This is a genomic window from Ornithinimicrobium pekingense DSM 21552 (assembly GCF_000421185.1).
Classification (GTDB): Bacteria; Actinomycetota; Actinomycetes; order Actinomycetales; family Dermatophilaceae; genus Ornithinicoccus; species Ornithinicoccus pekingensis.
The window spans coordinates 416256-436776 of the sequence record NZ_ATWJ01000009.1; the positions used below are offsets into that span (position 1 = coordinate 416256).

21 protein-coding genes are annotated in these 20521 nt (G+C 70.4%); 7 read left to right on the top strand and 14 right to left on the bottom strand.

The genetic code is table 11. The features are described 5' to 3' along the window. Positions 1–34 precede the first annotated feature (34 nt). Positions 35–727: a histidine phosphatase family protein gene (locus tag K330_RS0109445; protein WP_022921591.1), complete on the bottom strand. Its 693-nt coding sequence runs from the start codon at positions 725–727 to the stop codon at positions 35–37. Between the two features lie 53 nt (positions 728–780). Beyond that, the gene (locus tag K330_RS20360; RefSeq protein WP_022921592.1) at positions 781–1062 is read right to left on the bottom strand and encodes a hypothetical protein; all 282 of its coding nucleotides are present in this window, start codon (positions 1060–1062) and stop codon (positions 781–783) included. A 63-nt stretch (positions 1063–1125) separates the two neighbouring features. Here K330_RS20360 and K330_RS0109455 point away from each other — a divergent pair, with 63 nt between their 5' ends. After that, complete coding sequence (locus K330_RS0109455; protein WP_156875755.1) at positions 1126–1356, top strand: hypothetical protein; 231 nt, start codon at positions 1126–1128, stop codon at positions 1354–1356. Between the two features lie 33 nt (positions 1357–1389). Here K330_RS0109455 and K330_RS0109460 read toward each other — a convergent pair whose 3' ends face one another. The 5 genes from K330_RS0109460 to K330_RS0109480 form a co-directional block, all read right to left on the bottom strand. Then, entirely contained in the window at positions 1390–1602 is a 213-nt protein-coding gene (locus K330_RS0109460) for a PLDc N-terminal domain-containing protein (RefSeq protein ID WP_029202505.1), read from the bottom strand. Between the two features lie 111 nt (positions 1603–1713). Further along, positions 1714–2535 (bottom strand): SDR family NAD(P)-dependent oxidoreductase, encoded by an 822-nt coding sequence (locus tag K330_RS0109465; protein ID WP_029202506.1) that lies wholly within the window; start codon positions 2533–2535, stop codon positions 1714–1716. Between the two features lie 105 nt (positions 2536–2640). Further along, on the bottom strand, positions 2641–2835 hold the full coding sequence (locus K330_RS0109470) for a hypothetical protein (RefSeq protein WP_022921596.1): 195 nt from the start codon (positions 2833–2835) through the stop codon (positions 2641–2643). Beyond that, positions 2822–3619 (bottom strand): Ltp family lipoprotein, encoded by a 798-nt coding sequence (locus K330_RS0109475; protein ID WP_022921597.1) that lies wholly within the window; start codon positions 3617–3619, stop codon positions 2822–2824. The genes K330_RS0109470 and K330_RS0109475 overlap by 14 nt, the downstream gene beginning before the upstream one ends. A gap of 99 nt (positions 3620–3718) precedes the next feature. Continuing rightward, on the bottom strand, positions 3719–5404 hold the full coding sequence (locus K330_RS0109480; protein WP_029202507.1) for a nuclease-related domain-containing DEAD/DEAH box helicase: 1686 nt from the start codon (positions 5402–5404) through the stop codon (positions 3719–3721). 123 nt (positions 5405–5527) lie between these two features. On the opposite strand from K330_RS0109480, the gene K330_RS20365 reads away from it, so the two are divergent. Further along, a complete protein-coding gene (locus K330_RS20365; RefSeq protein WP_022921599.1) occupies positions 5528–6295 on the top strand; it encodes a HEAT repeat domain-containing protein in 768 nt (255 codons plus the stop codon). A gap of 129 nt (positions 6296–6424) precedes the next feature. Then, positions 6425–7897 carry a DUF5129 domain-containing protein gene (locus tag K330_RS0109490; protein WP_029202508.1) on the top strand — a complete coding sequence of 491 codons (1473 nt, stop codon included), beginning with the start codon at positions 6425–6427 and terminating at the stop codon, positions 7895–7897. 31 nt (positions 7898–7928) lie between these two features. Here the strand turns inward: K330_RS0109490 and K330_RS0109495 are convergent, their stop codons facing one another. Both K330_RS0109495 and K330_RS0109500 read right to left on the bottom strand, forming a co-directional pair. Continuing rightward, positions 7929–9587: an SLC13 family permease gene (locus K330_RS0109495; protein ID WP_022921601.1), complete on the bottom strand. Its 1659-nt coding sequence runs from the start codon at positions 9585–9587 to the stop codon at positions 7929–7931. 39 nt (positions 9588–9626) lie between these two features. Then, positions 9627–10847 carry an MFS transporter gene (locus tag K330_RS0109500; protein WP_022921602.1) on the bottom strand — a complete coding sequence of 407 codons (1221 nt, stop codon included), beginning with the start codon at positions 10845–10847 and terminating at the stop codon, positions 9627–9629. Positions 10848–10885: 38 nt separating this feature from the next. On the opposite strand from K330_RS0109500, the gene K330_RS0109505 reads away from it, so the two are divergent. Further along, complete coding sequence (locus tag K330_RS0109505; protein WP_022921603.1) at positions 10886–11527, top strand: cation diffusion facilitator family transporter; 642 nt, start codon at positions 10886–10888, stop codon at positions 11525–11527. Here the strand turns inward: K330_RS0109505 and K330_RS0109510 are convergent. Further along, the gene (locus K330_RS0109510; protein ID WP_022921604.1) at positions 11524–12150 is read right to left on the bottom strand and encodes a DedA family protein; all 627 of its coding nucleotides are present in this window, start codon (positions 12148–12150) and stop codon (positions 11524–11526) included. The two genes, K330_RS0109505 and K330_RS0109510, sit on opposite strands and share 4 nt — an antisense overlap. Before the next feature lie 83 nt (positions 12151–12233). On the opposite strand from K330_RS0109510, the gene K330_RS20370 reads away from it, so the two are divergent. Further along, entirely contained in the window at positions 12234–12446 is a 213-nt protein-coding gene (locus K330_RS20370; RefSeq protein ID WP_040657909.1) for a hypothetical protein, read from the top strand. 27 nt (positions 12447–12473) lie between these two features. Here the strand turns inward: K330_RS20370 and K330_RS0109520 are convergent, their stop codons facing one another. Then, positions 12474–13028 (bottom strand): SOUL family heme-binding protein, encoded by a 555-nt coding sequence (locus tag K330_RS0109520; RefSeq protein ID WP_029202510.1) that lies wholly within the window; start codon positions 13026–13028, stop codon positions 12474–12476. A gap of 109 nt (positions 13029–13137) precedes the next feature. On the opposite strand from K330_RS0109520, the gene K330_RS0109525 reads away from it, so the two are divergent. Continuing rightward, a complete protein-coding gene (locus K330_RS0109525) occupies positions 13138–13500 on the top strand; it encodes a PH domain-containing protein (protein ID WP_022921605.1) in 363 nt (120 codons plus the stop codon). Between the two features lie 39 nt (positions 13501–13539). Beyond that, complete coding sequence (locus tag K330_RS0109530; RefSeq protein WP_022921606.1) at positions 13540–13737, top strand: hypothetical protein; 198 nt, start codon at positions 13540–13542, stop codon at positions 13735–13737. 56 nt (positions 13738–13793) lie between these two features. On the opposite strand, the gene K330_RS0109535 is transcribed toward K330_RS0109530, so the two are convergent. From K330_RS0109535 to nrdR, 3 genes are all read right to left on the bottom strand, one after another. Beyond that, positions 13794–16877, bottom strand: a complete 3084-nt coding sequence (locus K330_RS0109535) for a DEAD/DEAH box helicase (protein WP_022921607.1) — start codon at positions 16875–16877, stop codon at positions 13794–13796. Positions 16878–17010: 133 nt separating this feature from the next. Continuing rightward, positions 17011–19917, bottom strand: a complete 2907-nt coding sequence (locus tag K330_RS0109540; RefSeq protein ID WP_022921608.1) for a vitamin B12-dependent ribonucleotide reductase — start codon at positions 19915–19917, stop codon at positions 17011–17013. 120 nt (positions 19918–20037) lie between these two features. After that, on the bottom strand, positions 20038–20517 hold the full coding sequence (gene nrdR, locus K330_RS0109545; protein ID WP_022921609.1) for a transcriptional regulator NrdR: 480 nt from the start codon (positions 20515–20517) through the stop codon (positions 20038–20040). Positions 20518–20521: the final 4 nt, after the last annotated feature.

A 20521-nucleotide genomic window follows, 5' to 3' on the forward strand; every position in this document is an offset into this window, starting at 1 on the left:
GGTTCGCACCGGCTCGAAGAACCGTCTCCGGCTCTCAGCTGTCCGGGGTCGGCTCCTGCGCGGCGTCCTCGGCGCTCTCACCGGTGACGTCGTGGGCGCCGCCGTCGGCCAGGTGCGCACCGCCGAGCGGCCCGCTGTGCCACAGCGCCAGCTCCCAGCCGCTCTCCGGGTCACCCTCCAGCACGCCCATGCCGGTGTTCTTGATCGTCAGGTCGGCAGCCGTCTGCCCGTCCAGACCGGCGGACAGAGCCGTCCAGACGCGGATGGCCGCGCCGTGGCTGACCACGACCGCCGTGTCGTCCGGGCCGTGCTCCGCGACGATCGCGCCGACGGCGGCGTCGTAGCGCTCGAGGAAGGCGTGTCCGTCAGGCCCGCCGGGCATGGGGCGCCCGAGGTCACCGTGCATCCAGGCGACGAGCGTCTCGCCGTAGGCCCCCACCGACTGCGCGTCGGAGCGCATCGTCAGCGCTCCTGCGGAGATCTCCTCCAGCCCCGGGCGGACGTGCACCTCCAGCCCGCGCGTCCGCGCCAGCGGCGTCGCGGTCAGCTGGGTGCGGACCTTGCGCGTGGCGTAGACGGCGGCGACGTCATACCCCGAGAGCGCCGCAGGTATGGCGTCGGCCTGCGCCTCGCCGAGCGCCGTGAGCCTGGCCCCGGGGATCTCGGTGTCGAGCGCGCCGCGGACGTTGTTGGGTGTCTGACCGTGCCGGACCAGCAGAAGACGCATGGACCGATGGTAGGCAGGTCGGGCGCTCCGCCCGCCGGCCCGTCAGAGCCGGCTCACAGCCCGTCGACGATCTCCTTGGCCTCGCGCAGGCCCTTGCCCGTGCGCTCGCGCACCAGGCGGATCGCCTTGATCGGCCCCTGGGTGGCCTTGAGGTGGCGAGCCTCGGCGACCCAGGGCTCCTCGCGGACCTGCAGGGCGGCGAGCTCGGCGTCGCCCACCCCCTGACGGCGGGCCAGCAGCTCGACGACCGAGGAGAGGCGCTCGACCTGGGCCGACAGGCTCGCCACCTGCCTGGAGAGTGCGCGGACCTCGTGCTCGCTGCTGAAGAATCCCATCCGGGCAGCCTACGGAGGTGGACCCAGGTGGCCGACAGGGGCTTCGTCCGCGAGGCTCGGGGGATGAGCAAGCACACGCTGACCATCACCCTGGACGCCGAGATCACCGACGAGGACGCCCTCGTCGAGGCCGTCGAGTCCGACACCCCGGAGGGCTCGCTGTCCCCCGACGACATCCGCGAGGAGGACCGTGCGTCGTCGTCGCTGGTCGCCGGTGTCTCCAAGGCCATCAAGGACCTGTCGGTGCCGGGTGTGACGATCGGCGAGCCGAAGGTCGTCGCCCGCGACGATTAGTCGCCGCCGCGCCGTCGGCGGGGCGACCCGCCGTCAGCGGCGACGACCCTTGACGAAGTAGGTCACCGGGCCGACCCAGCTGACCGCGATGATCGCGGCCCACATGCTCTTAGGCCCGTTGACCTGCCTCGCCGGCCGCCTCGCCAGGTCCACCCAGGCCGTCATGGCCAGGGCCAGCTGCACCGAGCCGAGCGTGAGCGCCGTGGCCTGCTGCCCCTGCGACAGGTCCTTCCACCCTCGTGCCATCACCTGCACCCCTTTCCCGGACGCCCTCGTCCGGTCGGTTTCAGCCTAGTCCTGCAACGCGACCATGCGCGGCGTCAGCCGCGAGACCCCTGGGCCCAGGTCTCGACGGGCTCACAGCTCCAGCATCGCCTCGCTGCGCTGCCACAACCCCCGCGCGAGGTCGGCGTCGGCGACCTGGGGGTTGACCTTGCCCGGCTTGTTGCGCTCGTAGTACTCCCCCGACTGCCAGGTCACGCCGGGCGTGCCCTCGGCGAGCCAGACCAGCCGCCGCCCGCCCGTGTCGACGCTGGTCATGAGGTGGCGCAGCGGCGAGTGGTAGGCGAAGCGCATGACGCTGGAGGTGTCGCTGGCGAAGTTCGTGGCGATCCCGCCGGGATGGAAGGCGGCAGCGCTGACGCCCTTGCCCGAGAAGCGGCGGTGCAGCTCCTTGGTGAACAGCACGTTGGCGAGCTTGGCGTCGCCGTAGGCCTTCTCGGCGCGCCACGCCCGCCGGTTGTCCAGGTCGTCGAGGTCGATCCGCCCGAACGCCCGGTGCCCGACGCTCGAGGTCTGGATGACCCGGGCCCGCGACTCGACGAGACGGTCCAGGAGCAGGTGCGTCAGCAGGAACGGCGCGAGGTGGTTGACCTGCAGCGTCTTGTCGAACCCGTCGGCCGTCGTCTCCTGGGTGAAGATGCCACCGGCGTTGTTGGCGAGCACGTCGATCCGCGGGTATGCGGCGCGCAGCTCGCCGGCGAGGGCGCGCACCTGCTCGAGGTCGGCGAAGTCGGCGACGTGGGCGGGCGCGCTGATGCTGTCGGCGACCGCGGCGGTCTTCTCGGGCGAGCGGCCCACGACGACGACCCGGTGCCCCTTCTCGCTGAGCTGGCGGGCCGCGGCGGCGCCGATGCCGTCGCTGGCCCCGGTGATGACGATCGTCTGCTGTTCTGGCACCACCGCAGGGTATGCCGTGCGCGTCGCCTCGGCAGGTCTGTCGGGCACCACGGCACGAGCCGAGGACCGGGCCCCGTCAGCCCGGCCCCCCGGCGCCGCCTGGCGTCAGTCGTCCCACATGCCCATCCGGGACAGCGCAGCCCGCACCGTGCCCCCGACGTAGTCGCCGTAGCCGAGGTCGCAGGAGGCACAGCGTGGCTCCTCGCCCTCGGCCGGGACCCAGCGGTGCTCGCACAGGAGCTGGTCGGCGGCCCCGCCGCCGCCGGTCACCGGCCCGTCCGCCGCCTCAGAGCCCGACATGGTCCACCCCGAAGGCCGCCTGCTCCTGCGTGTAGCCCTCGAACACCAGCTGGTCGATCAGGCCGGCGCGAGAGAACGCCGAGAAGTCGAGGTAGTTCTGCGCCGACCTGGCGGCCTGGTCGGCGTAGTCGACGTCAAGGCTGTCGACTGCTGCCGTCGCGTCGTCGGTCGCGTAGCCCTCGAACTCCAGCTGGCCGATCAGGCCCGACCGGGAGAACGCCGAGAAGTCGAGGTAGTTGCCCGCCGCCTTCACCGCCTGCTCGCGGTAGTCGATGTCGAGGCTGTCGACGGCGAAGGTCGCGTCCTCGGTCGAGTAGCCCTCGAACTCCAGCTGGCCGATCAGGCCCGAGCGGGAGAACGCGGTGAAGCGAAGGTAGTCCTGCGCCGACCGGACCGCGTTGGACTGCGACGTCGTCATCGACGCCGCCTCCTCCGCGGCCGCCTGCTCCTCGGCAGCGGCCTGCTCGGCGGCCCGCTCCTCCGCCGCCTTCTCGGCCGCCTCGCGCTCGGCGGCTTCCTTCTCAGCAGCCTCCTTCTCGGCCGCCTCCTGCTCCGCAGCCTCGCGCTCCGCTGACGCCTTCTCGGCCGCTTCCTCCGCGGCCTCCTGCTCGGCCTCCGAGCCGGCCGCCGCCGCACCCGCACCGGCCGCCGCGACCGGCGGCGTGGCCGTCGCGTCCTCGTCGCCGGACAGCGCCGCCCCCAGGCCGCCGATCACCAGCAGCCCCACGACGCCGAGGAGCACCGCCTTGGTGCGCCTCCGCCCCCTCGTCCCCGTCCGTGCCATCCTCATGTCCTCCCTGTCGCCGTCCCCGCTCCGTCGCGGGGTCGTGGTGCCCGGCCGTCGCGGCCCGGGTGGTGGCCGGGTCCGTTCCCCCCGGCCTGCTCAGATCGTGGCAGCCAGGTGTGACAGACCCAGCCGACGACCGATCTCGTCACCGCCGGCGGCGCGGACCACCGCGGCGTCGCCCACGACGACGAGCTTGTCGGTCGCCCTCGACAGCCCGACGTAAAGCCGCTCCTTGGAGCGGTCACGCGTGCCGTCCTCGTTGACGCACAGCACCACGGCGCGCCGCTCCAGGCCCTTGCAGCCGAGCACGTGGCCGTAGAAGACGTCGTCGGACTCCCAGAACGTGCGCCAGTAGCCCTCCTGCCCGAGCTGCTCCTGCCGCGAGTTCTGCTCCGGGTGGCGGGCACCGGTCGTGATGAGCGCGACGTGCTCGGTGGGCCACCCGTCGTCGAGCAGGCGCTCCACCTGGTCGTCGGCGACGGTGAGCGCGTCGTCGGCAGAGGCGTGCACGAACTCCACCTCGGGCCCGTCCCCACCCATCGGCCGCATCCGCATCGGCGCCAGCGGGCCGAAGCTCTCGGCGATCTGCCGGGTGTTGCGCAGGTTGTGGTCGAGCACCAGCGGCACGAGCGCGACGGGCGGCCGGCCGAAGCGTTCGAAGACCTTCTGGTTCTCGTCGGAGTAGACGTAGAGCCCGCCCTCCTCCGGGTCCTTCAGCGCAGCGAGCAGCGGCACCCACCAGTCCTCGGCGAAGTCCTGGGCCTCGTCGACGATGATCGCGTCGAACTTCTTGCCGTCGGGCAGCCCGGCGGCCAGCTCGGCCATCTGCGCGGGCAGCTCCTTCTCCCAGAACGCCGAGTCGTTGCGGTCGGCGGAGATCTGGGCGCCCCACTCCCGGCCCAGCTCCTCGAACCGGCCGATGAACGCCGGGCGCGACTTGCGCGCCTCGCCCTCGAAGGCGCGCTTGAACCACTCGCCCAGCCCGATCGAGTAGCACAGCAGCGCCACCCGCTGCGCCTTGCGCTCCCCGAACCCCCGGGTCAGCTGCTTGGCCTGCGCCATCGCCAGGACCGTCTTGCCGCTGCCGGCCCCGCCGCGGACCTCGACGCGGTGGAGCAGCCTGGTGACCGACAGCAGCATCGCCTGCTCCTGGGTGAGGCGGTCGGCGCGCGCCTCGCGGTCGTCGGCCTCGGCCATCACCTCCCGCACCATGAGGTTGCGGCCGGTGAGGATCTCCACGATCAGCTCGACGTCGTCGAGCGTGGGCGGTGGGTAGGTGGTCTCCTGCGTCCCCGCGACGCCCCGCAGCCGCCGGGCCAGGTGCTTCTGGTCGTCCTTGCCGTGCACCATCTCGCGGCTGCAGTCGGGCAGGGAGAAGTCGTCGGGGACGCTCGCGTATGGCGTCACGACGGTGTGCGCCCACCTCACCCGGCCGATGGACGAGTCGCGCCAGCGCGGGTCCTTCTGCACGTACTCGCGCAGCGCGTGCTTGTTCTTCCGGGCCTGCCGGACCGGGTCGATCCGGCGGGACCCGCCGCCGTACTGCCACCAGCGACCCTGCTTGTCGACCTCGATCCCGCCACCCTTGACCTCGACCACGACGATCCCGGCGTCGGGCATGAGCACCACGAGGTCAGCCTCGTGGTCCTGCTCGTGGTCGGTCAGCCGCTGGTTGGCCAGCAGCACGTCGTCCTCCCCGAGCTGGGCGGCGAGCCGCTCCCACACCTCCCGCTCGGCGTTGTTGACGAAGACCGGCTGCGCCGGGATCAGTCGCGCACTCACCACATACCCCCGTGTGCCCCGGCACCGTCGCTCATGCAGCGCAGCGTAGACGGTGCAGGTCAGCGGCCTGCGCGGCGCGCCGGGCTGGACCCTCACGCGCCGTGAGGCTCTAGCGTCCCGGCCATGGACACGACACCGACGACCACGGACCGGCCGACCAAGGCGGCGCTCACCGCCCTGAGCCACCCGGACAAGGACGTGCGGCAGGAGGCCGCCGTCCGTCTCGGTCGGGCCGCTGACCCGGCGGACGTGCCCGCCCTGGCCCGGGCGCTGTGGGCCGAGCCCGACTTCTTCGTGCGCGAGACGCTCACCTGGGCCCTGACCCGGACCCCGCAGTCGGCGGCCCGGGAAGCCGTGGCCGTGCTGGACGGCACCGACGGGGACGTGCGGCTCCAGGCGGTGCACCTGCTCAGCAAGATCGCCGAGCCGAGCACGGTCCCGGCCGTGTCCCGGCTGCTGGACGACCCGGACCCCGCGGTCGTCGACAAGGCGGGCTGGGCGCTGTCCCGCGTGGGCCACCCGGAGGTCGTCCCGCTGCTCCTCGACCGCCTCGGACCCAGCTCGCTGCCGGCGCGCGACGCCCTGACCCGGGCGCTGGCGCACCTGGGCGCGGCCGCGGTCCCCCAGCTCACCGACGCCCTGACTGAGGGCACCGACGCCGTGCGCGCCCACGCCGCCGAGGTGCTGTGCGTCATCGGCGGCCCCGCCGCGGTCGAGGCGGTGCCGGCGCTGGCCCGGGCCCTGGAGGACGAGGTCGCCGACGTGCGGCTGTCCGCGGTCATGGCGCTGCGCGAGCTCGTCGCGGACCCCCGGGCGACCGCCGCCCTGCGCTCCGCCGCCGAGGCCTCCGGCGACGCACGGGTCCGGGCGGTCGCCCGGGTCAGCATCTGACCCCCGTGCCGACCGCCTGAAGTCACCCGCTACCACCGGTCGGGAACCCGGGCGGCGGGCGGCCCGTCCCAGGTCGGCCGCTACGGTGGCATCGCAGCAGGTCACGGACTCGGGGACGGAGCACAGGGTATGTCGGTCAGGACACGGGCACTGGTGGGCGGCGTCGCGTCGCTGGGCGTGGTGGGGACGACCGTGGGCTGGTATGCCGCTGCCGCGCCGGAGCACGCCGCGACGGGGCTGCAGGTGGACGACACCGCGGAGGTGCTGCACGAGCCGACCCTGCGTGAGGGGCTGGACGGGATCCGCTTCCACGAGCCGACGGAGGTAGCCGTCTTCACCACCCGCGGCGGTGAGGAGGCCCGCACCGACGAGCGTGCCCTCAACGACGCCGTCCTGTCGCACGCCCGCGAGTCGCGCCCGGAGTGGCTGAGCGCGGACGAGCAGAAGTGGGCGGACGACCTCTACGTCTTCGCCGTCGACCCCGACGGGCGGCTGGTCGGGACCTACTTCGGGGAGAACCGGAAGGTCGACCCCGAGGAGCAGACCGAGATCCAGGAGGCGACCTACGACGACCTGCGCGCCGGGCAGTGGTCAGAGGGTGCCGTGACCGGCATCGAGGAGGCGGCCGCCCGGATGAACAGCCCCTTCATCCGCACCGCCGGCGGCGCCGCGGTCTTCGGCGGGGCGTCGTTGGCGACGCTGCTCGGCGCCGGCGGTTACCTCGGGGTGGGGCTGCACCGCGCCCGACGCAGCCGCGCGGCGCGCGCCGAGGGCGACGAGCGGATGGCCAGCGTCGTGCGCGACGACGAGGTGACCGAGCTGCACGCCCGGCTGATCCCCGAGACGTCGCGCTACGGCGGCCTCATGCTGCGCCGCTACGACGAGTACCGGCAGGGCTTCCGGGAGCTGACCGACCTCGGCAACGAGGTGCGCTCGATCCCCGAGCGCGACTACGACCGGGCCGGGACGCTCGAGCGGCTCACGGCATACCGCGACAAGGCCCGCTCGCTCGACGAGCTGGACGACGTCATCGCCGACACCGCGGCGCTCCTCAACCGCGACCGGGCCTGGGCCGAGGCGTGGCAGCGCCAGGTGGCCCCGGTGCGCGAGGACCTGGAGCAGGTGGAGCCGATGCTCGAGCAGGACCTGGACGACGAGGTGCGCGGCCAGCCCGAGGCGCGGGAGGTGCGCCGCTTCGCCTCCTCCCAGCTGGTGGAGCTCGACCGGCTGCGGGCCGGGCTGGAGTCGCGGTCGGTCTCCCCCGACGACGCGCTCGACCAGCTGCGCGACGTCCGTGACCAGCTCAGCGAGCACCTCGACGCCCTGGCCGCCGCCGTGGGCCGGACCATGGACGACTCGTCCGAGCGCGAGATGATGCTCACGGCGATGCGCAAGGAGCGCGGGGGTCGCCGCCGCGAGCCCACGATCGTCAGCACCGCCAACCCGATGTGGACCTGGTATGCCGTGAGCTCCTTCCGCAGCGGCTACTCCACCGGCACCAGCGAGGTCGAGCAGTCGCGCTCAGCCTCCTCGGGCGGGTCGACGTCGGGCTACAGCGGTGGCGGCAGCTTCAGCGGGGCCGGCAGCTCCTCGCGGTTCTGAGTGTCCGGCGACCAGACCCTGAGCAGCGTGCTCAGTAGGCGATGCTGAAGACCCACACCGCCAGCGTCATCACCGTGGCGGTCACCAGCACGATGCCGATGAGGTTGAGCCACAGCCCCGCCTTGACCATCTGCGGGATGGTGACGTAGCCGGAGCCGAAGGCGATGGCGTTGGGCGGGGTCGCGACCGGCAGCATGAACGCGCAGGTGGCGGCCAGCGCGACGGGGATGGCCAGCAGCATCGGGTCGATGCCCAGGCCGAGCGCCACACCGCCGGCGACCGGGAGGAAGGTGGCCGCGGTCGCGGTGTTGCTGGTCAGCTCGGTCAGGAAGATGATCCCGGCGGCGAAGACAATGACGAGCAGCACGACCGGAAGGCCGCCCAGCCCCTCGGCCTGGGTGCCGATCCACTCGGTCAGGCCGGAGTCGCCGAACTGCGCCGACAGCGCCAGGCCGCCGCCGAAGAGGAGCAGGACGCCCCAGGGCAGCTGGACGGCGCTGTTCCAGTCGAGCAGCCGCACGCCGCGGGCCGCGCCGGCGGGCAGCAGGAAGAGCAGGATCGCGACGGTCATCGCGATGCCGGCGTCGTCGATCGGCGGCTCGTCGAAGATGAGCGGGATGCTCACCCAGGAGACGGCCGCCAGGATGAACATGCCCAGCACCCGGATCTCGCCCTGCGACATCGGCCCGAGCTTGTCGATCTCCTTGGTCATCAGGTCGCGCCCGCCCGGGATCTCGTCGATCTCGGGCTTGAAGAACACCTTCGTCAGCAGGAACCAGCAGATGACCAGGAAGATGACCGCCAGCGGAAGGCCGACGATCATCCACTGGCCGAAGCCGATGGAGATGTCGTGGTTCTCCTGCAGGTAGCCCACCAGCAGGGTGTTGGGCGGGGTGCCGATGATCGTGGCGAGGGAGCCGATGGAGGCGGCGTAGGCGATGCCGAGCATGAGGGCGGTGCCGAAGTTGGACTCGATGACCGCGTCCTTGACCGCCTGCGACTGCGGGTCGGCGTCGTCCTCGATCGCGTCCAGGCCGCCCTCGGCGGGGGCCGCCTCCGTGCCGCCGGTGGCGGGCACACCCTGCTGCTCCGCCCCGAGCTTGGCGACGAGCATGAGCACCGACACGCCGATCGGCAGCATCATCACGGCGGTGGCGGTGTTGGACACCCACATCGACAGGAAGCCGGTGGCGACCATGAAGCCGGCGACCACCATGGCCGGGTTGGTGCCCATCGCCCGCACGGTGACCAGCGCGATGCGCCGGTGCAGGTTCCAGCGCTGCATGGCCAGGGCGAGCATGAAGCCGCCCATGAAGAGGAAGATGATGTTGTTGCCGTAGGAGGCCCCGACGTCGTTGACGCTGGCCTCGCCGAGCACCGGGAAGACCACCAGCGGCACGAGCGCGGTCGCCGGGATCGGCAGGGCCTCGGTCATCCACCACACGCCCATGAGCACGGCCGTGGCGGCGGTGAGCTTGGCGGCGTGCGCCACGTCCCCCGGCATGATGAGGTAGACCAGCAGCGCCCCGAGCAGGCCGGCGGCCAGCCCGATCCAGCGGACCTTGGCCGGGCGGGACTCCAGGCCGGGGTCGCGCTCCCCGGGGGACTTCTGGCCCACCTCCGCCCCGCGGTCCACGTCGGTGTCGTACTGCCGGAGATGGTCACCAGGCACGTGCCGTCGGTCGGGCATGAGGTCTCCTTGCTCGCTGCGCGATGTGGCGAGGTAAACCTACCCAGCCGGGCGCACGAGCACCCGCTGGACCGCGAGCGCCACGAGCGCGGCCCCGACGACGAAGGCGACCACCCCGGCCCAGCCGGTGGCCTCGAACGCCAGGCCCCCGGCCCAGCCCAGGACGCTGGAGCCGCCGTAGTAGGCGAGGTTGTAGAGCCCGGTCGACTGGGCCCGGGCCGTCACGGCGCGGGCCCCCGCCCACCCGGAGGCCACCGAGTGGGCGCCGAAGAAGCCGGCCGTGAGCACCAGCAGGCCGGCCAGCACCAGCCACAGCGGCCCCGCCAGGGTGAGCAGCAGGCCGGCCACCATGACGAGGACGCACCCGACGAGCACGACATACCTGCCGTGCCGTGCGGCGAGCTCCCCGGCCCGGGGCGCGGAGACGGTGCCGGCCAGGTAGGCGAGGAAGATCAGCCCGACCGCCCACCCGGGCAGCAGGTAGGGCTCGGCGGTGAGGCGGAAGCCGAGGTAGTTGTAGACGGCGACGAAGCCGCCCATGAGCAGGAACGCCGAGACGTAGAGGCCGAGCAGCGCGCGGTCGCTGAGGTTGACCAGCACCCGGCGGGTCTGCGCGAGCACGCTGCCGACGGGCACGGCCACGAACCGGCGCTCGCGCGGCGCCAGCACCACGAACGCGACCGCCGCCGCGGCCGCCATCGCCGAGACGGTCGTCATGCCGACCCGCCAGGAGGAGGCGTCGGCGACCGGCGTCGCGACGACGCGGCCCAGCAGCCCGCCGATGGTGGTGCCGCCGACGAACCACCCCGCCGCGATCGACGCGGCGCGGGCGTCGACCTCCTCGTTGAGGTAGGCCATCGCCAGCGCGGGCACGCCGCCGAGGGCGACCCCCTCGAGGAGGCGCAGGGCCAGCACCGCCTCGAAGGTCGGCGCCCACGCTGCCACCAGGCCGAGCACGGTGGCGCTGGCGACCGCGAGCACCATCGCGCGCAGCCGGCCGAACCGGTCGCCGACGAACGACCACGGCACGACCGCGAGCGCCAGGCCCAGGGTCGCGGCCGAGACGGTCAGCGCGGCGCGGTCGGCGCTCGTGCCGAGGTCGGCGGCGATCTGCGGCAGCACCCCCTGGGGCGAGTAGAGCTGGGCGAAGGTCGCGACGCCCGCGCACAGCAGCGCGGCGAGCAGCCTGCGGTATGCCGTGCTGCCGCGGGCGTGCCCGTGCCCCCGCTCGTGCTCTCGGGGCTGGGTGGTCGGCGACATCGCGCAGGAGCCTACGCCCGCGTGGATACGCTGGAGCGGTGAGCACCGGCACGACCCGCACCTTCGCCCTCCTGACGCCGCAGCGTCGTGCCACCCTGGCCCGACGGGCGCAGCTGCTGGCCGGCGCCTCGGTCGTCTACAACGTCGTCGAGGCGGTCGTGGCCATCGCCGCCGGCCGGGTCGCGGGCTCGGCGGCGCTCATCGGCTTCGGCCTTGACTCGACGGTCGAGGTCGCCAGCGGCCTGATCATCCTGTGGCAGTTCCGCCACCCGCTGCCGGAGTCGCGCGAGCAGCTGGCCGGGCGGCTCATCGGCCTGTCGTTCTTCGCGCTGGCGCTCTACGTCACCTACGAGTCGCTGTCGTCGCTGCTGACCGGCGCCCGGCCCGACTCCTCCACGGTGGGGATCGTGCTGGCGACGCTGTCGCTGATGGTCATGCCGGTGCTGTCCTGGGCCCAGCGCCGCACCGGCCGCGAGCTCGGCTCGGGCGCCGTGCACGCCGACGGCACCCAGACGCTGCTGTGCACCTACCTGTCGGCGGTCCTGCTCGTGGGCCTGCTCGCCAACACCCTGCTCGGATGGTGGTGGCTGGACGCGGTGGCCGCTCTGGTCATCGCCGGGGTCGCGGTGCGCGAGGGTCTCGAGGCGTGGCGCGGCGACGGCTGCTGCGCCACCTGCTAACCGGCCCCCTGGGCGACCCGCTGGTCGGAGCGGTCGCGCCACCACTGCGCGCCGCGCTCGGCCACCCAGCCCAGCGCCAGCGCGAAGACCACCGCGACCGCGGCACCGAGCAAGGGGTTGTCCTCCAGCCAGGCGCCCGCCAGCGCCCCGATGCCGACGTTGTAGACCGCCCAGGTGACGACCGCGATGCTGTCGAAGAGGATGAACCGCAGACGCGGGAACTCCATGGCGCCGGCGGTGAGGTTGACCATCTGGCGCCCGCCGGGCACGTAGCGGCAGGCGATGATGATCATGCCTCCCCGCCGCATGAGCAGGCCGCTGATCCACATGAAGAACCCGCGCACCCTGGGCTTGCTGCTCTCGCGCAGCCGGCCCAGCCGGGTGTAGCGCCCGATGGTGTAGGTCAGGTTGTCGCCGAGGAACCCGCCGACGGCGGCCACCGCCACCAGCGCGACGAGGCTGGGCTGACCCTCCGCGACGGCCACCGCCCCCAGGGCCACGAGCACCGGCTCGGCGGGCGCGGGCGGCAGGATGCCGTCGAGGATGCACACCAGGAGCACCGCGGGCAACAGCCACATCGAGTCGGCGTTCGCCTCGATGAAGGCGTTGAGCGCCTCGACCATGCAGCCTCTTCCTCACGGTGGGGGTCCGAGTATGTCATCGCCCCCGTCCCCGGGCGCCCGGGACCGCCTGCGAGAGTGGGGCTGTGGGTGACGACGACGGCACGGCCATGGACGGCAACAACCGCTTCGCCCTGGGCATCGCCTTCGGGCTGATGCTCGGCACGGCCCTGTCGCTCATCCTCGACAACTGGGCCCTGCTGGGCGTGGGCTTTGCGCTCGGCATCACCTACGGCATCGTCTCGGGCTCGCTCGGCGGCCAAGCTGACGAGCCCGAGGACGGGTCGCCCCGCACCTGAGCCCGTCCTGCCGAAGGGCGAGGACGACTACTCCGTCACGTCCTGCACGACCTCGTTGCGGCGCAGCGGCGCGGGCACGATGGGCGGGTCGAAGCGCGCCCATCGCGGCGCGCCCACCGGGGTGAGGCCGGCCTCGCGGACCGCCTTGTCCAGCGCGGTCCGGTGCCGCTCGAACGAGGCCCGGGTCCAGCGGCCGCGGTAGCGACGTGCCGCGGCCAGCACGGCGGGCCGGGCGTGCAGCGTGACCGCGGGGTCCGTCGGGACCGGCGCGTCCTCCAGGGTGATCGCGGCCGGCAGGACGAAGGCGACGGCATACCCGCCCGGCTCGGTCTCCTGCTGCACCACGGGCGCCGTCATCGAGATCTGCTGTGCCTCCTGCTGCACCACGGGCGCGGTCATCGCGATCCTGCGGGCCGCGCGGTTCTGGCCGCCGATGTAGCCGGCGAGCGTGCGGAAGGCGACGTTGCCGGCGTCCTCGAACGGCGCCGTGACGACGACCTCGGCGACGACGTGGGACGGGTAGCGGCGCAGCTCGAAGTCCGGAGAGCTGCGCACGACCTCGTACACCTGCTTCTCGGTCACGCTCCCAACGCTACGCCTCGTGGCGCGAGCGGTCCTGTCCCTGCGAGGTGATAGACCTGTCGCCGGTGGCGGGGTGGGCTCGCCGCCGACGACCCGAGGGGAACTGACCGTGGAGACCGCACCCATCCTGACCTGGACGCTTATCTCGGAGTGCCCGATCCCGAACGACGTCCAGAGCCTGCTGGTGCCGGGCGAGCAGGCCGTCGCCGCCTACAAGACCTTCCGTGATTCGGCCATCTTCACCACCAAGCGACTCATCGTCCGTGACGCGCAGGGCCTGACCGGCAAGAAGGTCGAGGTCTACTCCCTGCCCTACTCCTCCATCAACATGTGGAGCTCGGAGAACGCCGGCATGCTCGACACCAACGCCGAGATGGAGCTGTGGACGCGCGTCGGACACGTGAAGGTGAACCTCCGCAAGGGCGTCGACGTGCGCAGGCTCGACTCGCTTATCGCGCAGTACGTCCTCTAGGGGGACGCCACCGGCGGGCCCGCCTCGTATGGTGCATCCATGCGCCCGGTCATGAGCCTGTTCGGCGGAGTCGTCCTGATCGCCGTGGGTGTGCTGTGGACGCTGCAGGGACTCGGCGTCGTCGGGGGCAGCCCCATGACCGGCGTCACGCTGTGGGCCCTGGTGGGGCCGGTCGTGGCACTCGTCGGCATCGGCTTCATGCTCCGGGGGCGTCGTCCGCCGGACCGGCACACCTGAGGCGTCAGCCCGACGCTCGCCCTAGCCCAGAAACCTGCCACAACTGATGGTCCGCCTTAACTGGCCACGACCGTCGCTGAGGCAAAGAAGTCTGCCGGGAGTGCGTGCTCCAGCTCCCATGTGATGGCAATCGGACGGCTTCCGGTGTGGCTCTTGTAGCGCGCCGGGCCGAGGAACAGGTAGGCGCTGGTCCCGAACTCGTCCTTCTGCTCTTCGCGGGCGAAGATGAGAACGTGGCTGTTGCCGCTGAGGTACCTCTGGCCTGTTTTGGACTCCGCCGACGTCGTGGACTGGGACTCCCAGTGGAAGAGGGTGGGACTGATCGGGTAGTCGCGATACATGGTCGTAGGCGAGTAATCCGCCTCGGACTTCTTGAGCGTCACGAAGAAGGCGTCGACGTTGACCTCCGGCGCGTAGAGGACTCCCTCCCGGAAGGAGTTCGGCTTCCGACTCTCTGGTGCGACGTATCGAAGGGCGGCCAAGACCTCTTCCCGCTGGTAGCGGGCATGCACTCGAAGAGGGACGTCTTCGAGTGGCCCGGTCAGCCCCACCGTGGGGTGTCGAGCGGCGTCGAACGAGATGTCGATGACGCTACGGAGCTCATCTCGCATTGCCGGATCATGTCTGATGGACTCCAAACCCTCCGCATATCCGTCGTAACCGCCGCCGTCTGGCCAGAGGGAGAAGAAAAGCATGTGCGCCATGTGGCGCTCGGCCGGCGACAAGTGGTCGTAGGCCGGCGCGTCGTCAGCCAGCAAGCGCAAGTAGACATCAGCACGATCACGGTCGTCGACGTGCGCAAAGGCGCGCACCCGCTTGAGTAGCTTCTCTTCAAGTGGTGAGCCGGGCCGAGTCGGCAGACCCGCATCCCGGCGCAGCCGCGTCCAGGAGTGCGTGCCCCGTCGGAGGACATCCGACAGCTCGAGGCGTGACTCGCCGAGGAACGATGCCAGATCCGACTCACCGTGCGACCGGAGCTCGGCAACCATCTGCGTCCAGCGGTTGGAAATCTGTGACCGAATGTTCTCCAGGACGATGGCCTGCGACTGTCGGTCCATGACGATCTGGCAACCAGAGGGGAGAAACGGGAACTCCTTTTGGATGTCCTCGCTCAAGCTGCGTCGCGAGCTACCGGTGAGAGCCCGCAACTTGGGTTCGAAACTGAACTCCTTGCGGTGGTAGCCGATGAAGTCCAAAACGGTGAGGACGGCCTTGTCTGGCGTGCGCCGCAGCCCGCGGCCCAACTGCTGCAGGAACACTGTGGCACTTTCCGTCGGACGGAGGAAGAGCACCGTGTCTACGTCTGGGAGGTCCAGACCTTCGTTGAACAGGTCGGCGGCGAACAGCACGTTGACCTTGCGGTCCCGGAGATCCCGAAGCGCCTGCTCGCGTTCAGCCGTTGGGGTGTCTCCGCTCACCGCCTGCGCTGGGATGCCGGCCCGGGTGAAGGCCGAGGCCATGAATCTGGCATGGTCGACGCCTACGCAGAATCCCAACGCCCGCATGCTGCCGGGGTCCAGCACCTTGTCGCGCAGCTGCGACAGCACAAGGGCTGCCCGTGCGTCGTTCCCGGTGTACAGGTTCTCGAGCTCAGTCTCGTCGTACCTGCCTCTCCTCCACGCGATGCTGCGCAGGTCGGTGTTGTCAGCGACCGCAAAGTAGTGAAAGGGACACAGCAGATCGGCGCCCAAGGCATCCCAGAGCCGCAACTCGACAGCCGTGCGTCCACCGAAGAACTCGCGAACATCGAGGCCATCTGCCCGTTCGGGTGTCGCTGTCAGCCCCAGGAGTTCGCGCGGAGCCAGGTGCTTGATGAGGCGCCGGTACGTGGCGGCCTGCGCATGGTGGAACTCGTCGACGACGACGACGTCATAGGCATCTGGCGGGATGTTCTCGACCCCATACGAGGTCAATGACTGAACGCTCGCAAAGACGTGCCGCCAGCGCTCGGGCCGTGAGCCTCCGACATAGAGCTCGCCGAAGTTGCCGTCGGCCATGACCTCCCTGTAGGTCCGCAACGACTGCTGCAGGATCTCGCGTCGGTGGGCGACGAAGAGTAGGGAGGGTTGCTTGTCCGACCTCTGCGCCAGGCGCTGGTAGTCCATGGCCGCGACAACGGTCTTGCCCGTCCCCGTGGCCGCCACCACGAGATTCTGGTGGCGGTCGTGCAGTGTCCGCTCGGCGTCCAGGGCCTCCAACATCTCTTGCTGGTAGGCAAAAGGCCGAACCTGTAGGCCCGAGAGTGTGATGGTCACCCCGGAGTGCTGCTTCCGTCCAGACGCTTCGGCTAGGGCATCATCCAGGCGGTCCCTGTCACGCTCTGGGTCGTAGAGCTCGTAGGTACGGTCGTTCCAGTACGTCTCGAAGGTGGCCTGAAACTTATCTAACAGCGCCGGCGTGGCGACGCGTGACAGCCTCACGTTCCACTCGACGCCGTCGAGGAGAGCCGCGCGCGAGAGGTTCGAAGAACCTACGTACGCCGTGTCGAAACCAGTGCGCCGTTCGAACAGCCATGCCTTGGCATGGAGACGCGTACGCTGAGAGTCGTACTGGATACGCACATCCGCGCCGAACTCACGTACCAGTCGGTCGAGCGCGGACCGTTCGGTGGCGCCCATGTAGGTCGTGGTGATGACGCGCAGCGGAATGCCACGGTCGCGCAACTTCCGGAGATGGGGCGCGAGCAACCTGAGTCCGTGCCACTTCACGAAGGCGATCAGCAGGTCAACTCGGTCGGCAGAGTCGATCTCTGCCTTGATCTCTGTACCGAGGTTCGGCTCTCCGCGAGCGTTTGTCAGGAGAGCAGCATCGCTCAACGGCGTGGCCGGGCGTGAGATCGACTGGGAAGGATTCGATACTGAGCTTTGGGCCGTCAGCGCTAGAAGTTGGCGAGCCGGTTTCTCGACCGCCTCACGTGTTGAGCTGAGCTGAGTCAGGACCGAGTTCGCGATCTGCAAACGCTGGTCAGGGTCCTTCGCCGCGCTCAGTCGCTGAAGTACTACTTCTCGAACGTGCCGGGATAGGACCTCTGGCAAGTCAGCGTCATCAATGTTTCCCAAAAGCTTGTCGACGTCGCCGAGCACCCCCAGCTCCTCAACCAGTCCTGAGGTCACCAGCGACTCATATATCCCCGTCTGCACCTGGCACAGCTTGCCAGCGTTGGCCGAAAACCCAATCCCCTCGTAAGGGCGAGTCGGCGCCGGAGTGTTGTGCCGGCGATCACGACAAGGCGGGCCCGGCACCAGAGTGCCGAGCCCGCCTTGGGTTCGTTCGTCAGCTGCAGCCGCTGGTGCTCCCGCAGCCCTCGCACACGTAGCACGAGCCGGCGGGACGCATCTTCGTACCGCAGGTCATGCAGATCGGAGCGTCGTTCACCTTGCCGGCGAACTGCTCCATGAGCTCGGCCGAGGAGTGGACCGGGGCGTCGACCGGACGGGCGTCAGCGGCGCCAGCACCGGACTTGTCCTCGACCTTCTTGGCCTTCGGCTCGGGCTTGACGGCCGCGCTCTGGCTCAGGGTCTCCAGCTCGTCCTCGTAGTCCTCGTCGGACCCGTCGGAGGAGGACACCGGGGCGTAGGAGCCGGTCTCGAGCTGGCGGGCCCGCTCGTCGGCGCTGTGGATGCCCATGAACGACCGGGACTCGAAGTCCAGGTAGTCCAGCGCCAGGCGGCGGAAGACGTAGTCCATGATCGACTGCGCCATGCGCACGTCCGGGTCGTCGGTCAGACCGGCCGGCTCGAACCGCAGGTTGGTGAACTTCTCCACGAAGGTCTCCAGCGGCACGCCATACTGCAGGCCGATCGAGACGGCGATGGAGAAGGCGTCCATGACACCGGCCAGGGTCGAGCCCTGCTTGCCGAACTTGAGGAAGATCTCCCCCAGGTCGCCGGAGTCGTAGGTGCCGGCCGTGAGGTAGCCCTCTGCGCCACCGACCGCGAAGCTCGTAGTCTGGCTGGTGCGGCGCTTGGGCAGGCGCTTGCGGACGGGGCGGTACTCGATGACCTTCTCGACCGCGGGCTCGGCCTCGTTCTCGGCCTTCTTGTCGTCCTTGTTGGCCTTGTCGTCCTTGTTGGCCTTGCCGTCGGACAGCGGCTGACCGACCTTGCAGTTGTCGCGGTAGACCGCGAGCGCCTTCAGGCCGAGTTTCCAGCCCTGGAAGTGGACCTCCTCGATCTCCTCGACGGTCGCCGACTCGGGCAGGTTGACCGTCTTGGAGATCGCGCCGGACAGGAACGGCTGGACCGCGGCCATCATCCGCACGTGGCCCATCGGACTGATCGCCCGGACGCCCATGGCGCAGTCGAAGACCTCGTAGTGCTCGGTGCGCAGGCCGGGGGCGTCGATGACGTGACCGTTCTCGGCGATGTACTCGACGATCGCCTCGATGGTCTCCTCGGTGTAGCCCATGCGCTTGAGCGCCCGCGGGATCGTCTGGTTGACGATCTGCATGGAGCCGCCGCCGACGAGCTTCTTGAACTTCACCAGGGAGAAGTCGGGCTCGATGCCGGTGGTGTCGCAGTCCATCATGAAGCCGATGGTCCCCGTGGGGGCCAGCAGCGAGGCCTGGGCGTTGCGGAAGCCGTGCTTCTCCCCCAGCTTGACGACGTCGTCCCAGGCCTTGGTCGCGGCCTTGTGGATGCCGGAGTCCATCGCACCCAGGGTGCGCAGCTCGTCGTTGGCCGCCTGGTGCTTGCGCATGACGCGCTTGTGGGCGTCGGCGTTGCGGGCGTAGCCGTTGTAGGGGCCGACGACCTCGGCGAGCTCGGCGGAGCGCTTGTAGGCGGCGCCGGTCATCAGCGAAGTGATGGCGCCGGCGACGGCGCGGCCGCCCTCGGAGTCGTAGCCGTGGCCGGTCGCCATGAGCAGCGCGCCGAGGTTGGCGTAGCCGATGCCCAGCTGGCGGTAGTCACGGGTGGTCTGGCCGATCGCCTCGGTCGGGAAGTCGGCGAAGCAGATCGAGATGTCCATCGCGGTGAAGATCAGCTCGGTGACCTTCTCGAAGGTCTCCACGTCGAAGGTGTCGTCCTCGCGCAGGAACTTGAGCAGGTTGATCGAGGCCAGGTTGCACGAGCTGTTGTCGAGCGACATGTACTCCGAGCACGGGTTGGACGCGGTGATGCGGCCGGTCTCGGGGTTGGTGTGCCAGTCGTTGATCGTGCCGTCGTACTGGATGCCGGGGTCGGCGCACTCCCACGCGGCCTGGGCCATCTTGGTGAAGAGCTCACGGGCGTCGATGTTCTCGATGACCGAGCCGTCCAGGCGGGAGGTCAGGCCGAACTCCTTGCCCTCCTCCACGGCGCGCATGAACTCGTCGGAGACGCGCACGGAGTTGTTGGCGTTCTGGTACTGCACGGACACGATGTCCTTGCCGCCCAGGTCCATGTCGAAGCCGGCGTCGCGCAGCGCGCGGATCTTGTCCTCCTCGCGCGCCTTGGTCTCGATGAACTCCTCGATGTCGGGGTGGTCGACGTCCAGGACGACCATCTTGGCCGCGCGGCGGGTCGCGCCGCCGGACTTGATGGTGCCCGCGGAGGCGTCGGCGCCACGCATGAAGGAGACCGGGCCGGAGGCGGTGCCGCCGGAGGACAGCAGCTCCTTGGAGGAGCGGATGCGCGAGAGGTTGAGGCCGGCGCCCGAGCCGCCCTGGAAGATCTTGCCCTCCTCGCGGTACCAGTTGAGGATCGAGTCCATCGAGTCGTCGACGGCCAGGATGAAGCACGCGGAGACCTGCTGCGGGCTCTTGGTGCCGACGTTGAACCACACCGGGGAGTTGAACGAGAAGATCTGGTGCACCAGCGCGTAGGTCAGCTCGTGCTCGAAGACCTCGGCGTCCTCCTCGGTGGCGAAGTAGCCGTGCTCCTTGCCGGCCTTCGTGTAGGTGAGCACCACGCGGTCGACGAGCTGCTTGAGGCCGCTCTCGCGCTCGGGGCTGCCGACGGCGCCGCGGAAGTACTTCGTCGTGACGATCGTGGAGGCGTTGGCCGACCAGAAGTCGGGGAACTCCACACCACGCTGCTCGAAGATCGTCTCGCCGGACTTCCAGTTGGTCTGGACGATGTCCCGCTTCTCCCAGGTGACCTGGTCGTAGGGGTGGACGCCTGGGGTGGTGAAGATCCGCTCGATCTTCAGGCCCTTGCCGCCGCGTCGGGTCCGCGGCTTGGCCCCGGTCGTCTCCGTCATGAGCTCACTCCTCGTGGTGTTGGGTCGTGCGGGTTCGTCGTTCTTCATGTCTCTTGTATGCAGTGCAGCACCGGGGTCTGACAGACCCCGTGCCCGTGGTGCGGGCCCGGGAGGGTGGCGTTACGCCATACCCTCCGGGGCTGGTTGTTGCGCGTCCTGCTCCGCCCGCAGGAGCGCGATGGCCGCCTCGAAGTCCTCGAGGGAGTCGAAGGCCTGGTAGACGGACGCGAAGCGCAGGTAGGCGACCTCGTCCAGGCAGCGCAGGGGCTCCAGGATCGCCAGGCCGACCTCGTGCGCGTCGACCTCTGCCTGTCCCAGCGAGCGGATCGACTCCTCCACCTGCTGGGCAAGGATCTGCAGCTGCGCGTCGCTGACCGGCCGTCCTTGGCAGGCCTTGCGGGCGCCGCTGATCACCTTGTCGCGGCTGAACGGCTCGGTCGCGCCGGAGCGCTTGATGACCGAGAGCGTGGCGGTCTCGACCGTGCCGAACCGCCGACCGCACTCCGGGCACTGACGGCGCCGCCGGATGACGGTGCCCTCCTCCTGGACGCGGCTGTCGACCACTCGGGAGTCGGTGTGCCGGCAGAACGGACAGTGCATACTC